Origin of the sequence: Olsenella uli, from assembly GCF_901212675.1 — a bacterium.
Lineage (GTDB): Bacteria > Actinomycetota > Coriobacteriia > Coriobacteriales > Atopobiaceae > Parolsenella > Parolsenella uli_B.
Map to the genome: position 1 here is coordinate 102,879 of NZ_CAAKOQ010000042.1, position 15,215 is coordinate 118,093.

The following is a 15,215-nucleotide window of genomic DNA, read 5'->3' on the forward strand; positions in this document are numbered from 1 at the left end:
AGGCCAGCAGATACGGCTCCTTTGTAGACATCGCCGAGTTGAGCGGTGACCTCGCTCATGTCCTTCGAATCTATCTACATCGTTTCATTTCTTGCTCTATCCCTTGGAGGGCTCTCGTTATATCGACGTCTATGCAGAGAGCGCCGTCCGGGCGCAATCCCGCGCCACCGCCCTTGTTGATAACGATGGCGGAGGCATCTCGCAAGGTTTGCTTCGCCTCTGCCAGTGCTCCTGTGACGAGTGGATTCCTCATCCCCACGCCGAGCTCCAGGATCACCGACCTGTCGTTTACATGCGCGGCGAGGAAGTCCTTGAAGGCCGCGTGCTTTCCCATCCACTCAGCGGTCTTGAAGAAGCTGTTGCCATCTGCCATGTTGACCCGCATTGGCGCGCCGCACCTCTCGCACTTAGGGTGGTATTCGTTAGGCACGCGGCAGCCTTCCTCGTGCGCCGCCATCTCGTGCACGGAGCGCTCGCTCGATACGGGCGCAGCCTCACATCCCGCGCTACAGGCGAGTTCGGTGAATCTGCCCTCCATCTCGAACAGGGGCGTTGGATCGAAGCCCGCCAACTGGAAGTGACCCTCGGTGTTGGTGGTCACGATAGAGCAGGAGCGGCCGTCCACGATGCTGGATAGCGCGCGCATCGCGGCACTCACCGGATCCTCGTAGGTCTTCAGGTTGATGAGCCTGCCCCACGTCGCGAAGACGAAAACGCACACGGGACCGCGCAAGCGCATCGCGCGGAAGATTTGAGGCAACCATGGCGCACTCGACGAAACGCCCCGCGACCGAGGGCAACCGGGGACGCGACGAATGGATGGCGGTGACCGAGATGCAGGAGTACATGGGGGCGAGCATATTATCGGAATCGAACCTATCGCCAGATGGTAAAATGAATACAACGTATTCAGTATAAGGAGGCTTTTATGACCACGATGACGCTTCGCATGGACGACGCCGACGCCGAGGTCGTGCGCAAGTACGCGGCCTTTGAGGGGGTTTCGATCTCCGATTTCCTGCGGGACGCCGTGTTCGAGAAGATCGAGGACTCCCAGGACCTCGCAGACCTTCGCGCGGCCGCGGCGGCAGACGACGGGGCGCGCTTCTCCCTCTCCGACGTCAAATCGGAGCTCGGGCTATGAGCTATCGCGTCGAATTCTCGTCCGCCGCTAAGAAGCAGCTCAAGAAGATGGACCGGTTCGACGCGTCGCTTATCCTGAGCTGGATCGAGAGGAACCTAGAGGGCTGCGTGGACCCCCGCGCGTTCGGCAAGGGTCTCACGGCGAACCGCACTGGAGAATGGCGCTACCGGGTTGGCTCCTACCGCGTGCTCGCCGTAATCGAGGATGATCGTCTCGTCATCGAGGTGTTCAAGGTGGGCCACAGGAGCACGGTCTACAACTAAGCGAAAGCCTGCGCCGGAAACACCCTCGGAGCCGCTTGCTCCAGGATGCATTGGCCGCGAATAACAGCCAACCGCTCCCCCGTGCCGCGCTGCTGGAAAGTCATAGGCGCGTGTGGAATCTTGCTTGCCCAAACGGGAACCGCCATGCCGCCCAGCCCGCCCGGCAGCCCGACTTGGATGACCAGGACGATCTCGCGTTTCTTGGAGTCGCGGTAGAACCACACGTCGCGCAAGTTCGCCCCGGCGTTCATGTGGCTCTTGAGGACCTCGGATAGGGGGCGTTATTTCATTTGCTTGTACTGTGGTCAAATTTGGGAATGCTATTCCTAAATTTCTCTACCCCCCCCCCACTCGATGGCATCGGTTCCGCCGCCCAGTCATTCCAGTTGCACCCAGTTTTCACTGCCATCTCGAATCGAGTGCCGCCAGGTAACGCCATGCCGTGTTTCGGGACAAAAGATAGCCGCTAATCCTCAACAAGCCAAGACCCGGCTCGGTTGCTGCCGATTCTCTTCAGGTTGCCCGATGATGTCGATAAGGCGGATGACAACGTGGCCTCCATGCCCTTCGACGGCTTCACCACGCGCAAGCTAGGCTGCGACAAAACAGGGGTACGTCCCCTGTTCACGTCCTGGGATGAGCATGAACAGGGGTACGTCCCCTGTTCACGTCGCCCCCTGTTCACGCGAGGCCAGTCGCTACGTGGGGCCGCCGTGCCGGGACGGCGCGCGGGCGATGCGGCGTCGCACCACGAGCGCGACACCCCAAATCAGGCGCAGGCACACGGCGAGAACAAGAAGCCACCCCACGATGCTGCCCGCGTCCTCGAGCAAGAGGGTGTTAACGCCCCCATCGTCGAGAACCGACGACCGCACGCCCCGCTCGACGGCCGTGACGAGTGCGGCCCCGGAGCCCCTGCCGGCGGTCTCGGTGGAGGGGCCGGCGACGCGCTGGCACACGACGATGTACCTCTTTTGGTTGTGACCGTACGGGTGGCATGTCGACAGGGTGAGCAGGTCCTTGCCCTCCACGACGGCGACACGGCCGATGTCTGAGGGATAGATGACCTCGGCGGAGACCATGCGGTAGGTGAAGGTGCCCCACAGCGTCGAAAGCGTCGCTTCGTCACCCACCGCCATGTTCTCGATCCACCGAAAGTACATCCCACGGTGCGCCGCTATGACGCAGTTCGAGCCGTCCTCGCCCAACGGCGCCGACGTCCCGGCCACGACGGCCGCGCCGTGGCTGAGGTTTGTCTCGCTCGAGCCGAGGTAGACGGGGGCCTCGCACCCCATGGCAGGCACGCTCAGCGTGGCCACCGGAAGCCCGGCGAGACCGCTCGCGTCAAAGGAGCCCTCCGAGCCCCCGAATCCAAACGGGTCGTTGATGGCAGGGCCCTCGCCCTCGCGAACGCGCTCGTTGTATGACCTCAGCCATGGCAGCGCGTCGGCGGCAGCCTGGGCCAGGGGCGGGGCCCCGGGGACACTCGAGCCCTCCTGCCCCGACGAGGCCGAGCCCGAGGCGGCACGGGCCGCCTGCCTGACGGCTTCGGCCTGCCCCGCGGCGTCGGCCTCCCGGGACATGCGCGCCAAATCCGGGGAGATGAGCAGCAGCGCCCCGACAAGAAGCAGCAGCCAGCCAAGCAGGCGCACCGCCGCGCGTCGTCCGGGCCTGCCGCGGCCCGCCTGCGTCCGCGCGCGTCTACCCGCGCGCCTGCAGCCATCCACATCGCTCACCTGAACCCACTGCCAGCCCACGTGCCCTCAGCGCCTCATCCGGCGCACGAGGCGCCAGGCGCCATACGCGACCAGGAGAAGGGCGAGGGCGAAGGCCAGGCCCACGGCGACGGGGGGAACCTGCACCGCCTGCCTCGCAAGGAGCGGAACCTCGCCCAACTGCCCGCCGGCCTTCCTGTCCACCCAATCCTGCGGCACGTCGCAGCGCTCCGCGTGGACGAGCAGGCGATGGCTGTTCACGCCGTAGGGCGTGCAGGTCACAAGCGTGACGAGGTCCTCGCCATCCCGTATTTCCAGGCTCGAAGCATCGTCGGGCAGGACGACCTCGGTCGAGGTCACCCTGTAGGCATGCTCCTCGCCCAACACCCGAATGACGAAGTAGTCGCCGACGCCGAGCTTGTCCAGGGCATCGAAGATCACCGCGGAGGGCAGGCCCGTGTGCCCGGCCAGGACGGAATGGGTGCTGGGACCACCCACCGGCAACGATGAGTTGGGAACGTGCCCCACGGCATGCGTCATTCCCTCGCCCTCAACACCGTGGTAGATGGGCAGATCGACCCCAATGCGGGGAATGGCGATGGAGCCCATCACACCGTTGCCGGCCAGGTTCAGAAGCGACACGTACTCCTCGTCACTCGTCCTCGGGGCATCCGGGTCGAACGGGTCCACGACGTAGGCGCTGCCGGAGGCGAGACGCTCGTTGTAGTCCACCGCCCGCCTCATCTGCGCGGAGAGGTCCTCCGCCGGGGTCTCGTTCGTCACCTGCTCGAGGTCCTGGGTCACCTTCGCCTGCTCGCGCCTGTTGAGGTAGTCGCTCGCGAAGGGGTAGGCGATCATCGCGAGGCCCAGGGCAATGACAAGGGAGGCGACAAGGACGAGCGGCACGTTGCGCCTCCGACGCCGGTGGGCGCCACGAGGACGGGCGGAGGGGGCATGCTTGCCCCTCCGCCCGCGCGGGGATCTGTCAGGGCGAGGCGACACTCGTCTCCCCCTGCGCTAGTCCTGCTCGCGGTTGCGGAAGCGCGCGACCACGATGCCGCCGCCAACGACGAGCAGCACGCCACCGGCCGTGAGCGCGATCGTGCCGGCGCCGCCGGTCGTGGGAAGGACGCCCTGCTTGGGATCGACCTTGTCGGGCGTCGAGACGTTGAAGTTGGTCTCCGTCACATTGTCGGTCGCCAGGGTGTCAGACTTCGCGGAGTTCGCGGAGAGCTCGACGGTGAAGTCAGCGATCTTCTGGTAGCCGGAGGGGACCTTGGTCTCGGAGACCTTGTAGGTGCCGGCCTTGAGGCCGTTCACGTAGACGTAGCCGTTGGAGTCTGAGGCGACGACGCCATCGGTGTGGGCGGTGCCCGAGGCGTCAACGTAGGTCACGGGCTCGCCGGCGGCATCCGTCACCGTGAACTGGGCGCCGGCCAGGGCGGCGTCCTTGTCGCCGAGCTTGCGGAAGCTGAAGCCATAGGTCTGGGCCCAGGGGTCCTTGGGCTCGGTGTTTACGTTCCCCGCGGTGTACGGGTTGGGGCTGAAGGTGCCGAAGGCCTTGTTGCCGACCTTGCCGGTCTGCATGTTGATGGCCTTGACCTTCGCGCCATAGGTGATCGAGACCGGCTGGCCCGGGTGGGCGACGATGTAGGCGTGCGTGAAGTGGACCGTGTAGGTGTGGTCGCCGTTGTCCTTGACGGTGTAGTCGGTCCCCTTGGTCAGGGTGACGTCGCCGTTGGTCACCTTGAAGGAGTTGAGGTCGACGTCGAGGCCGGCATCGGGCTGGTCCGTGACGGAGTACGTGATATGGGTGGCGTCCGCCGGGTAGTTGGGGATGGTGGCGCCGATCTGGAACCTCGCCGTGTCGCCCACGCCGAAGGAGTTGCTCGACTGGCCCGCGTTGCCGTTCGCGTCGACGATCTTCTTGTCAGGCGCCGGCACGTCCTCGGTCTTGGCAGCGGTCTCCTCGAACGTCTTGGTCACGTACGCGCCATTACGCACGGCAGGCGTGGTGTCGACGAGCAGGGTTTGGTAGACCTTCGTCACGCCGCTGTTGGACGTGACGACGACCAGCCAGTAGCCCGAGTCCAGCGTGAGGGTCGCATGTCCGTCGCTGCCGGCGGTGGCGGTCTGCTTGGGCGTGCCCTGGCTCGCGAGGACCTTGGCGGAGATGGCGTCGGCGAGCTTGCGCCCGTCCCTCTCGGACTGCATCTTCTCGACCGTGTCATAGGCCTCGGGAAGACCCGTGACCTTGGAGGTGTAGGTCAGGTTGTTGGTGCCGTCGATGTCGGCATCGAAGATCTGGTAGGCATTCACGACGTCGCCCTTGGCGATGTTCGTGAGCGTGAAGCTGGAGTCCTCGACGTCCGTGGCGCTCGTCTTCGCTATGGCTGGGGCCGGAGACAGCGTCAGGCCTGCCAGCAGGGCCGCGATGGCCACCGTCCTTCCGACGAATGGGACTTTCTTCATAGCCATTCTCCTTTCCACTGAGGCCCAAGCCTCTCGCCAGACTTCTTCTTTGGCTATGCGCACCGGTCAGGCGGCCGGAACGTAACGGGGTGGTTGCGCCGACGCGGGTCGCCGCGCCGGTTCCTAGCGCCGCATTCGCGAGCGCCGGGCGTCGTGCAGGCGACAGGCGAGCAGCGCGAGCACGCCCGAGGCGATGAGGCAGGCACCCGTCGCGAACATGCCGCCGGTTCCGGGGCCTGCGGTGTCGGGCAGCGCGGGAATGGGCTTGTCGGCGACGGTCAGCTGATTCTCTTGCTCCGGGGCACGCATGTCGCCCCCGTCTGCCAGCCCGACCTGGATGTGGTTGCCCGGGGCGCCGCCGGCCTCGCCGGCGTCACTGAAGACGCGGATGCGATAGACGTTGTCACTCAGGCCGTAGCCGCTTGGGGCGTAGGTCTCCTTTACGAAATACGTCCCCACGCGCAGGCGCTTGAAGGTGATGAGGCCGCCATCGTTCGTCTCGAGCTCTTCGAGCCTCACGTCCCTGGCGGGGTCGAACGCGTCGTCCCCGTCATCCCTCCAGATGGTGAACTTGGCGCCCGGAAGCGTCTCGTGGCTGTCCTCGGTGCTGACCTTCAGGAGCCTCACGTCCTGCTTGTAGTAGAAGTTCATCATCGTTGGGATGTCTGCCGAGCTCATGGCATGATGCAGACCCGGCGATGTCAGGTTCGAGGCCGTAAGGCCCTCGCCCTGGCCGACCGTGTAGCTCAGCGAGTAGTCGCGCGAATACCAGTTCGCCGCAATGAACGCGAAGTCCTTGGGAGGGGCGGTCTCCGTCAGGGTGTAGCTTCCCCAGGGAAGGCCGGTGACCGCGACGTTGCCCTCGCCGTCAGACACAAGCGACTCGCTCACCGTTTCCTCGTGGGGGTCGCCGTTCGAGTCCGTCCACGAGCGCACGAGGCTGAACGTGGCGCCGGGAAGGGGCCTTTTGTCCTCGTCGACCTTCTTGAGCGCAAGGTCATAGAGCACGCCCTTGACCTCGGGCCTGGGGAAGTCGACGGACCCCTGCTTGTCGTTGGTGGCGCTGCCGTCATCGCTGTAGCTGTAGGAGAGCGATGCGCGGTCGTTCGTGTCGTAGGGGTTAGTGACGCCCGCCGGGTCGTAGGAGCTCTTGAACCTGGGCGTCTGGGTGTTCAGGCGCACCTTGTAGGCAAGCGATGCCACGCCGTAGTTCCACGTGGAGGTGGTGACGGTCACCTTGGTGACGGCCCCGTGCTCGTTGCGCTCCTCGTGGACCACGGGGTCCTCGGTCACCTGCCGGTAGCCCTGCTTGTACTGCGGGTCCCACGTGAGGGTGTTCGACGCATCGTCATACGTCGCGGCCCCCGCCTGGGCGCTGACGTCACCCAGGTACTCCACGTCGGCCCCCATGACATCGGTCACAGAGCCAAGCGCGGGGTTGGGGCCCTGCCTCACGGCACCTTTGATGGAGTCCTGCACGAGCTTGTACGCCTCGTCCGAGAGGCGGACGACCTTGCTCGCACCCACGCTCACCTTAAGGCCCATCAGGATGTACCTGCCGCCCATCCTCACGAAAAAGGTCGTGTTGTTCGCCTGGCTCCAGGAGACGGTCACACCCTTTGCGATGGTGCGACCCTGGGGGTCCTGGATCTCGAAGGTGGCGCGGTTGGCGTAGTGCGCGCCTCCGGCTACGGTGATTGCGCTGCCGTTGACGCTGTCCTTCACCGTGCCAGGGTTCTCGCCGTTATAGGCATTCGACGTGACGCCTTCCCAGGGCATGGACTCGAAGAAGGACTTGTAGTCGGTCACCTGGACAGCCTTGGCGCAGGTGTCGACCGAGAGATGCACCCAGAACTCGTCCTCGGTGCCGGTGGGCTCCACGGTCTTGGTCACGCGGACGGCCCCGTCGGGCGACTCTATGAAGTTGTATTCGGAAAGCTGCGAGGAATCGAGGCCCTCGCTCGTGGTATGGGACGGATCGTATCTACCAGAGACGATTTGCCATGAGTTATCACCCGTCGTCTGGGCCAGCGCACGAGTCGCCAGGAGCCCGAAGCCGAGCACGAGGAGTGTGCAGGCGAGCAGCGCCGCTACGCCTAGTCGCGGAGGCAGCAAGGCCCCCCCCCCGCAACATTTCGAGAGCTGCCTCACGGCACGTGGCGCGCATATGGAGTCGTCTCATTGTCACATGAATCACAACCGTCATGCCTGCAAACCGGACACTGCGCGCAGAAGTGAGGACAACGCCCCCGTGCGTAGAGTAATTTGGCTCATAGTACAAGAGCAGATTGGTAAGCGCAAGGTAAAGATGCAGTACTGGTTGTCTTGCGATGCCAGGGGCCGGTCGGCCCCGCCCCCGGCTCAGCCGCGCATGCTCGGTCGCCGCCGCATTCCTGGCGTCGCTCTGCGTCACCACGTTATACTGCTGAAAACGCATTTGTATTGCATTTCGAGCGATGGGAGCGCAGATGCCCGGCAGCTACAAGGAGCTCATCAAGGGCAACCCCGACGAGACCGAGATCAGGAGCTTCCTGGTAGGCGGCGACCAGGTCTCCGTGACCCTGCGCATCCCCGACACCCTGCGCGACGCGGCCAAGGAGGAGGCGGCCCTGCGGGGCATGAGCTTCTCCGCCTTCGTGCGCACGTGCATGATCGAAGAGCTGGCGAGGAAGGGGGCATAGAGGCGTGAAGTCGCTAAGCAACGTCGGCGCCGAGCGCCTGGGAGACGCCCTCGGGGAATCCATCGACGACGGCGCGAAGTTGTCGATAATCAGCTCCTATTTCACCGTGTTCGCCTACGGGGAGCTCAAGGAGGAGCTCTCCAAGGTCGACGAGGTGCGCTTCCTGTTCAGCGAGCCCACCTTCGTCAAGCGTATGGCCGACTCGAAGGAGCCGCGCGAGTTCGAGGTAGCCCGCCGCGAGCGCGAGGTCGGCGTCGGCGGCTCGGGGCTCGAGCTCACGCTGCGCAACAACCTAAACCAACGCGCACTCGCCCGCGAATGCGCCGAGTGGATCCGCGAGAAGGGCGTCTTCAGGTCCGCCAAGATGTCCGGCGCTATACAACCGGGCGGCACGTACGTGGTGGAGAATCCCTCCGGCGACGACCATGCCTTCATGGGCGCCGCCGCGAACTTCACCCAGGAGGGCCTCGGCTACGAGCGCCGCCCGGGAACCGTGACCTGCGTGAGCCATTTCGAAAACGCCACCGAGGCCATCGGCCTCAAGATGATGTTCGAGTCGGTCTGGGACAACCCCGCCATGGTCGAGGAGGTCACCGCACGGGTGGCCGCCCAGGTCGAGACGCTCTACCGTGAGAACCCGCCCGAGTTCATCTACTTCCTGACCCTGTACCACCTGTTCCGCGACTTCATGGAGGACGACGAGGATAACGGCATCCGCCCCGGCCTCAAGTTCGAGGAGTCCGTGGTCTGGAACAAGCTCTACGACTTCCAGAAGGACGCCGTCGTGGGCGCCATCCGCAAGCTGGAGAAGTACAAGGGCTGCATCATCGCCGACTCGGTGGGCCTGGGCAAGACCTACGAGGCGCTCGCCGTCATGAAGTACTACCAGGAGCGCAACGACCGCATCCTCGTGCTGTGCCCGAAGCGCCTGCGGGACAACTGGACCCTGTGGACCCAGGACAACGACGACCGAAACCCGCTAGCCGACGACCGCTTCAGTTACACGGTGCTCAACCACACCGACCTGTCGCGCTACCATGGCATGAGCGGCGAGGTGGATCTCGAGCACCTGCGATGGGGCCACTTCGACCTCCTCGTCATCGACGAGAGCCACAACTTCAGGAACAAGAGCACCGACGCGGACAAGACCGACCGCTACACGCGCCTCATCGAGGACGTCATCAAGTCGGGCCAGCGCACCAAGGTGCTCATGCTCTCTGCCACCCCGGTGAACAACCGCCTGCTCGACCTGCGCAACCAGATAGAGCTGATCACCGAGGGAGACGACGCGTACCTCGAGCAGACCGACGGCATCCCGTCGATCACCCACGTGACGCGCGTCGCCCAGCAGAGGTTCAACGAGTGGAGCAAGCTCTCCGACTCCGAGCGCACGACCGAGAGCTTCGTGAACGCGGTGAACGCCGACTACTTCAAGCTGCTCGACGTGCTGACCATCGCGCGCAGCCGCAAGCACATCACGAAGTACTACGGCGCCGCGAGCGGGACCTTCCCGGCGCGCCGGCCGCCCCTGTCGTTCCAGACGCCCATCGACCTGGAAGGCGAGTTGCCGCCGATCGCAGAGCTCAACGACATGATCGCCCAGCTCACGTTCGCCCAGTACCAGGTGCTCTCCTACGTGCGCGCCGACCAGCGCCGCAAGTACGAGGACCGCTACGGGGACACGTGGGGCAAGGACTTCGAGAGCCAGGTCCACCGCACGACGGCGGTGGCCAACCTCATGCGCATCAACGTCCTCAAGCGCATGGAGTCCTCCGTGAACAGCTTCCGCATCACGCTGCGCCGAATCCTCGACGGCTGCGTCGACCTGCGCGCGAGGCTCGACGCCGACGCGTCGGGGGTCGCCTACGGCACCGAGGGCCTCGAGGACGGCTTCGACGACGACGACGCCGAGGAGTTCGAGGCCGGCGGCAAGGTGCGCGTCGACCTGCGCGACGTCGACGCCCTGCGCCTGGGCCAGGACCTCGACTTCGACATCCAGGTGCTCCGGGCCCTGCTCGCCTACGCCGACGCGGTGACGCCCGAGCGCGACGCCAAGCTCGTGAAGCTGCGCGACTTCATCGCCGGCAAGGTCAGCGAGCCGTACAACCCCGACAACCGCAAGGTGCTGGTGTTCAGCGCGTTCGCCGACACGACTGCGTACCTCTTCGAGCAGCTGGCCCCCTGGCTGAAGCGCGAGCTTGGCGTCGAGTGCGCCGAGGTGGCTGGCAGCTCCAACCGTACCTACTCGCTGAAGCTTCCCCGGACCACCTTCGAGAACATCCTCGCGAGGTTCTCTCCCGTCTCCAAGGAGTTGCCGGAGAACCAGAGGGCCCTCGGCGAGATCGACGTCGTCTTCGCGACGGACTGCATCTCCGAGGGCCAGAACCTGCAGGACTGCGACTGCCTGGTGAACTACGACATCCACTGGAACCCGGTGCGCATCATCCAGCGCTTCGGCCGCATCGACCGCCTAGGTTCCACCAACGCGCAGATCCAGCTGGTCAACTTCTGGCCGGACATCGCGCTCGACGAGTACATCCAGCTCGAGGGCCGCGTGAAGGGCCGCATGGCGCTGCTCGACGCCTCGGCCACCGGCGAGGAGAACGTGCTTGAGGCAAAGGGCAACGGCGAGATGAACGACCTCAAGTACCGCCGCCAGCAGCTCCAGCAGCTCAAAAGCGAGGTGCTGGACCTCGAGGACATCTCGGGCGGCATCTCCATCACGGATTTCGCCTTCGACGACTTCCGCGTCGAGCTCCAGCGCTACGCGAAAGAGCACCCCGGAGCGCTGGAGAACTCGCCGGTGGGCCTGCACGCCGTGGCCGCCATACCCGACGAGCTCCGAGGCGACGTGAAGCCGGGCGTGGTCTTCTGCCTCAGGCAGAACGACGAGGCCAACGACCCCAGGGACACGAACCCCGTCTTCCCGTACTACGTGGTGTACGTGTCAGGCGACGGTGAGGTCATGACGAAGCACACGCAGCCCAAGCCGGCGCTCGACATCATGCGCGCCGTCTGCTCTGGGCATCCCGAGCCCATCGCTAAGCTGTGCCGCGAGTTCAACCGCGAGACCCGCGACGGGACGAGGATGGACGCCTACACCGACCTGCTTGACGATGTCGTTGCGGCCATCACCGGAACGCAGCAGGACAAAGGCATCGAGAGCCTGTTCAGCCTGGGAGAGGTCGGCAGCGGCACCGTCATGGGCTTCAACGACTACTCGTTGGTATGTTTCGCGGTGCTGCGATGAGCGGCATCGACTGGAACGGAATCCTGCGCCTGCCCGAAGCGGCGCTCGCGGGATGCCGCCGCATTCCCAAGACGGTGCTCGTCAAGCAGGCCATGCTCACCAAGACCGAGCAGAAGAGGCTCGACAAGGTCGCGCGCCTCGAGCACTTCGCCACGGTCCAGAAGTCCACGACGCGCATCCCGCCGTACGAGGACGACGAGCGCAACGTGCAGAGCGTCGTCTTCCTCCGTTGCGAGATGACAGCCGGGACCATGGCGGTGGCCGAGGTGGCGGAGCTCGTGCACAAGTGCTTCCCGAACCCGACGGTGCTCCTGGTCGAGGCGGGCGGCTGCGCGTGCATATCGGTCGCCCTCACGCGGAGGAGCCAGGCCGAGCAGGGCGCGACGGTCGTCGACCGAGTCGAGTCGACGGGCGCGTTCGATCCTGGCCGTTCAGAATACGCGGACTTCCTAGGCGCGCTGGCATTCGGGCGGCTCTCGCAGGGCGACCTCTGGGAGTACCTGGTCGACCTGTCGCGCACCGTAGCGCTGTCCCGCGCGATTGGCGGCCTGGGGTTCTACCCCGTATGCCCCGCTCGAGACCGGGAAAAGCTGATCGCCCTCACGTCGCGCTACGATGAGATGGGAGCCTCCGTCAAGCGGCTGAAGGAGCAGCGGCGGTCGAAGGACATAACGCTCAACGAGTCCGCGAAGCTGAGGATGGAAATGAAGGAAGAGGAGCGACGCCTGAGGGCGGTCGCCGATGAGATAAAGGAGATCTGCAATGGCCGTTCTAGATGAGTATATTTTGCGAGCGGCGCGCCTTTTGAGTGATGCTGCAGATGAGGATGTTGATGCGCTCTGCCGTGAAATCATGCAGGTCTTCGACCTCGACTACACTAACCCCGAGGCTTTAAAATATATCAATTCCTCAAGCTCATTTCGCTACTCGAAAAGCGACCTAGGGATGATTCTCCAGAAGCTGCGCCTAAAGCGGGAAGACTCAGACGACAAAGCGTTCGGTGCCGCATTCTGCGCAACTATAACGCAGCATATCAGGAGACTGGAGCAAGCTCTTGAAGAGGGCGTGAAAGACGACGAGCTCAAAGCCGTATACGACTCAATCGACTACGTCTACGCAAACGCGAGGGGCTACGACTCCTACACGGACGGACTAGCCTCCTATTCCTATGGGTCTTCCAATCGCAATGATTTCAACGATGAACAGACGCAACTACGTATCGACAAACTGAAGCATTTCCGTGATGAGGAGCTCCGTAAGCTGAAAATCGCCGAAGCGCAGGGCGCTAGCGTCAGCCTCACGGCATCCGCCACGAGCAACGTACAGGTCACGTTAGAGGCAACCTTTGAACAGATTGACAAATTGCCAGAGACAACGCTTTCCGATGACGAGAAGACGCTGCTCAAAGGGATGATGGGCGATCTCAACACAAAAGATAAAAGCAAACGGGGCAGCAAGCTTGACAAACTCCTGAGCTGGCTTGCCGGCAAGGGCACCGACGTTTTTATTGCCGCCATGCCCTACATAGTTCAACTAATCAAATCTCAACTTTCCTAGGAGGAGACCTCATGGGCGAGATAGAAAAGATGACTCTTGAATCGGAGAGTCTTATTGACGACCGCCTGAATAAGCTCAAGGAGCTGATGCCCGAAGTGTTCTCCGAGAGCGGAATCGACTTCGACAAACTGCGGCTGGAGCTTGGCGACGAGGTAGACGAGGGCCTGGAGCGCTATGCGTTCACGTGGCCCGGCAAGGCCGATGCCATCCGCCAGTCGCAGATGTCCAGCACTGCTACTTTGCGTCCCCGTATCGAGAAAAGCCGCAGCCGCGATGGAGAGGATGGGTCCTTCGACTCGGACAACATTTATATCGAAGGCGACAATCTCGAGGTGCTGAAGCTCCTACAGCGCGGCTACCACGGCAAGGTCAAGATGATCTACATCGACCCACCCTACAACACGGGTCACGACTTTGTCTACAAGGACAATTTCGGCAACTCTGTCGATAACTATAAGGAGCAGGCGGGACTCGCCGGCCAGTCCAACGCCGACACAAGTGGCCGCTACCATAGCGACTGGTGCTCGATGATGTACCCTAGGTTGAGACTGGCTCGAGAGCTCCTAACCGACGATGGCGTCATTTTCATTTCGATTGACGATAACGAAGACCGCAATTTGCGCATCCTCTGTGACGAGGTGTTCGGAGAGGCAAATTTCGTTTCTCAGCTAATCTGGGAACGAGCTTACTCGCCCAAGAATGACGCCAAATACGTTTCAAATAGCCATGATTATGTTCTCGTATACGCCAAATCCATTGAGCGCTTTGTGATTGGACGCCTGCCGAGAACAGACGAGGCAAACGCCCGCTACAAGAATCCAGACAACGACCCTCGAGGCGTTTGGAAGCCAAGCGACCTCAGTGTAAAGACTTACAGCCCAGATTCCGACTATCCAATCACAACGCCCTCGGGGCGTGTTGTAGAGCCTCCAGCAGGACGCTGCTGGAGGCTCTCGCGAAACGCGTTTCGCGAGAGACTCCAGGATAACCGCATTTGGTTTGGCCCAAACGGCGACAGCGTCCCTTGCATCAAGCGTTTCCTAACAGAGCTCAAATATGATGGAATGGCTCCAACTTCAATCATGTTTTACAAAGAAGTGGGTCACAGCCAGGAAGGCGCCAAGGAGCTCGTATCTCTATTTGACGGAAAGGGCTATTTCGATGGACCGAAACCGACGAAACTACTTCAGCGCCTGATAACCCTTGCGAATCTGCTAATGTGCGATAAAGAAGTAATAGAAGTGTAAAAAAATTTGCCGTTCCTATCCGGCACTTAGGGCTGTGTCGGATAGGTCAGGCGTTAGGCTTCCGGCAAGTCTATCTTGCCGACAAAGCTGTAATAAATCTCAATGTCCTGCCTGCGGGTGCCGTTCTCGTCATAGCTGCACTCATGCACGACGATTTTCTCAATCATTTCCCGCAAGAGGGTGGGGGTCAATTCTTCAAAAGCAAGGTGCTTTCTCACAATCCCCATGAATTTCTCGGCGTTGACGGTGGCGGCCTGCGACTTGGAAAGTTCCTCCTGCAAAGCGGCAGCCCGGTCTTTCAGTTCCCGCTGCTCCTGCTCATAGTCCGCCGACAGCTCCATGAAACGCTCGTCGCTGATTTTGCCGCTTACATTGTCCTCATACAGCCGCTTGATAATGCGGTTCACTTCGGCAATGCGTGTCTGGGCCTGTTCAAGCTGCTTCGTGGCTGCGGCGGTCTTTCTCTTGCCGCCGATTTCGTTCTGCTGGATGAGCAGCTTTACAAAGCGGCTCTCATGCCTGGCGGCGTATTCCGTCACTTGCCGGAGATTGGAAAGCACGCCCGCCGTCAAAAGGTCGGTGCGGATAAAGTGTGCCGTACAGTCACGGGTACGCTTCTTGTAGCTGCCGCAGATATAACAGTCCTGCTTGCGGTTCTTGTTCTGATACCGCTGCTGATACAGCACATGGCCGCAGTCGGCGCAGAACAGCATACCCCGGCTAGTTCTTCCTGTGTCATTCCCAATTGTGTTCGCAGATGACGTATTTGCTTTCCTGTTGTAATATTCGTCTGTTCCTGGTTCAAAATAGTTTCTCCTTTCTGATACTGATTTTATCAATGATATTTCGCAATAGCCAGCAATGAACGCTTGCATTGCGCAAGACG

General features: G+C 62.6%; 13 protein-coding genes and 2 pseudogenes. 7 read left to right on the forward strand and 8 right to left on the reverse strand.

Going from position 1 to position 15,215, the window contains the following annotated elements; all coding sequences use genetic code 11:
- Nucleotides 1-70: 70 nt before the first annotated feature.
- Nucleotides 71-721: a hypothetical protein gene (locus EFAMC1_RS06995; protein ID WP_154053585.1), complete on the reverse strand. Its 651-nt coding sequence runs from the start codon at nucleotides 719-721 to the stop codon at nucleotides 71-73.
- Nucleotides 722-928: 207 nt separating this feature from the next.
- On the opposite strand from EFAMC1_RS06995, the gene relB reads away from it, so the two are divergent.
- Nucleotides 929-1,144: a type II toxin-antitoxin system RelB family antitoxin gene (gene relB, locus EFAMC1_RS07000; protein WP_154053586.1), complete on the forward strand. Its 216-nt coding sequence runs from the start codon at nucleotides 929-931 to the stop codon at nucleotides 1,142-1,144.
- Nucleotides 1,141-1,407: a type II toxin-antitoxin system RelE family toxin gene (locus EFAMC1_RS07005; RefSeq protein ID WP_154053587.1), complete on the forward strand. Its 267-nt coding sequence runs from the start codon at nucleotides 1,141-1,143 to the stop codon at nucleotides 1,405-1,407. Before relB ends, EFAMC1_RS07005 begins: the two co-directional genes overlap by 4 nt.
- On the opposite strand, the gene EFAMC1_RS07010 is transcribed toward EFAMC1_RS07005, so the two are convergent.
- The 5 genes from EFAMC1_RS07010 to EFAMC1_RS07030 form a co-directional block, all read right to left on the reverse strand.
- A complete protein-coding gene (locus tag EFAMC1_RS07010) occupies nucleotides 1,404-1,658 on the reverse strand; it encodes a hypothetical protein (protein WP_154053588.1) in 255 nt (84 codons plus the stop codon). The genes EFAMC1_RS07005 and EFAMC1_RS07010 overlap by 4 nt on opposite strands.
- A 447-nt stretch (nucleotides 1,659-2,105) precedes the next feature.
- Entirely contained in the window at nucleotides 2,106-3,059 is a 954-nt protein-coding gene (locus EFAMC1_RS07015; protein ID WP_154053589.1) for a class C sortase, read from the reverse strand.
- A 111-nt stretch (nucleotides 3,060-3,170) separates the two neighbouring features.
- Nucleotides 3,171-4,028 (reverse strand): class C sortase, encoded by an 858-nt coding sequence (locus EFAMC1_RS07020; protein WP_222838668.1) that lies wholly within the window; start codon nucleotides 4,026-4,028, stop codon nucleotides 3,171-3,173.
- Between the two features lie 111 nt (nucleotides 4,029-4,139).
- The gene (locus EFAMC1_RS07025) at nucleotides 4,140-5,594 is read right to left on the reverse strand and encodes a SpaH/EbpB family LPXTG-anchored major pilin (RefSeq protein WP_187324596.1); all 1,455 of its coding nucleotides are present in this window, start codon (nucleotides 5,592-5,594) and stop codon (nucleotides 4,140-4,142) included.
- Between the two features lie 123 nt (nucleotides 5,595-5,717).
- Nucleotides 5,718-7,487, reverse strand: coding sequence for a collagen binding domain-containing protein (locus EFAMC1_RS07030; RefSeq protein ID WP_154053592.1), 1,770 nt, complete (start codon nucleotides 7,485-7,487; stop codon nucleotides 5,718-5,720).
- A gap of 575 nt (nucleotides 7,488-8,062) precedes the next feature.
- On the opposite strand from EFAMC1_RS07030, the gene EFAMC1_RS07035 reads away from it, so the two are divergent.
- The 5 genes from EFAMC1_RS07035 to EFAMC1_RS07055 are packed head-to-tail and all read left to right on the forward strand — an operon-like array spanning nucleotide 8,063 to nucleotide 14,329.
- Nucleotides 8,063-8,275, forward strand: coding sequence for a YlcI/YnfO family protein (locus EFAMC1_RS07035; protein WP_261981816.1), 213 nt, complete (start codon nucleotides 8,063-8,065; stop codon nucleotides 8,273-8,275).
- A gap of 4 nt (nucleotides 8,276-8,279) precedes the next feature.
- Nucleotides 8,280-11,525 carry a helicase-related protein gene (locus EFAMC1_RS07040; protein ID WP_154053594.1) on the forward strand — a complete coding sequence of 1,082 codons (3,246 nt, stop codon included), beginning with the start codon at nucleotides 8,280-8,282 and terminating at the stop codon, nucleotides 11,523-11,525.
- Nucleotides 11,522-12,304, forward strand: coding sequence for a DUF4391 domain-containing protein (locus EFAMC1_RS07045; RefSeq protein ID WP_033499419.1), 783 nt, complete (start codon nucleotides 11,522-11,524; stop codon nucleotides 12,302-12,304). Before EFAMC1_RS07040 ends, EFAMC1_RS07045 begins: the two co-directional genes overlap by 4 nt.
- Nucleotides 12,288-13,082 (forward strand): hypothetical protein, encoded by a 795-nt coding sequence (locus tag EFAMC1_RS07050; RefSeq protein WP_033499420.1) that lies wholly within the window; start codon nucleotides 12,288-12,290, stop codon nucleotides 13,080-13,082. Before EFAMC1_RS07045 ends, EFAMC1_RS07050 begins: the two co-directional genes overlap by 17 nt.
- A gap of 11 nt (nucleotides 13,083-13,093) precedes the next feature.
- Nucleotides 13,094-14,329 (forward strand): site-specific DNA-methyltransferase, encoded by a 1,236-nt coding sequence (locus EFAMC1_RS07055; protein WP_197702168.1) that lies wholly within the window; start codon nucleotides 13,094-13,096, stop codon nucleotides 14,327-14,329.
- Between the two features lie 53 nt (nucleotides 14,330-14,382).
- On the opposite strand, the pseudogene EFAMC1_RS07060 reads toward EFAMC1_RS07055, so the two are convergent.
- Together EFAMC1_RS07060 and EFAMC1_RS11230 are read right to left on the reverse strand one after the other, a co-directional pair.
- Nucleotides 14,383-15,045, reverse strand: a pseudogene (locus EFAMC1_RS07060) (DUF4368 domain-containing protein); the annotation flags it as partial.
- Nucleotides 15,045-15,134 (reverse strand): annotated as a pseudogene (locus EFAMC1_RS11230) (XRE family transcriptional regulator); the annotation flags it as partial. The pseudogenes EFAMC1_RS11230 and EFAMC1_RS07060, both read right to left, overlap by 1 nt.
- Between the last annotated feature and the right edge of the window lie 81 nt (nucleotides 15,135-15,215).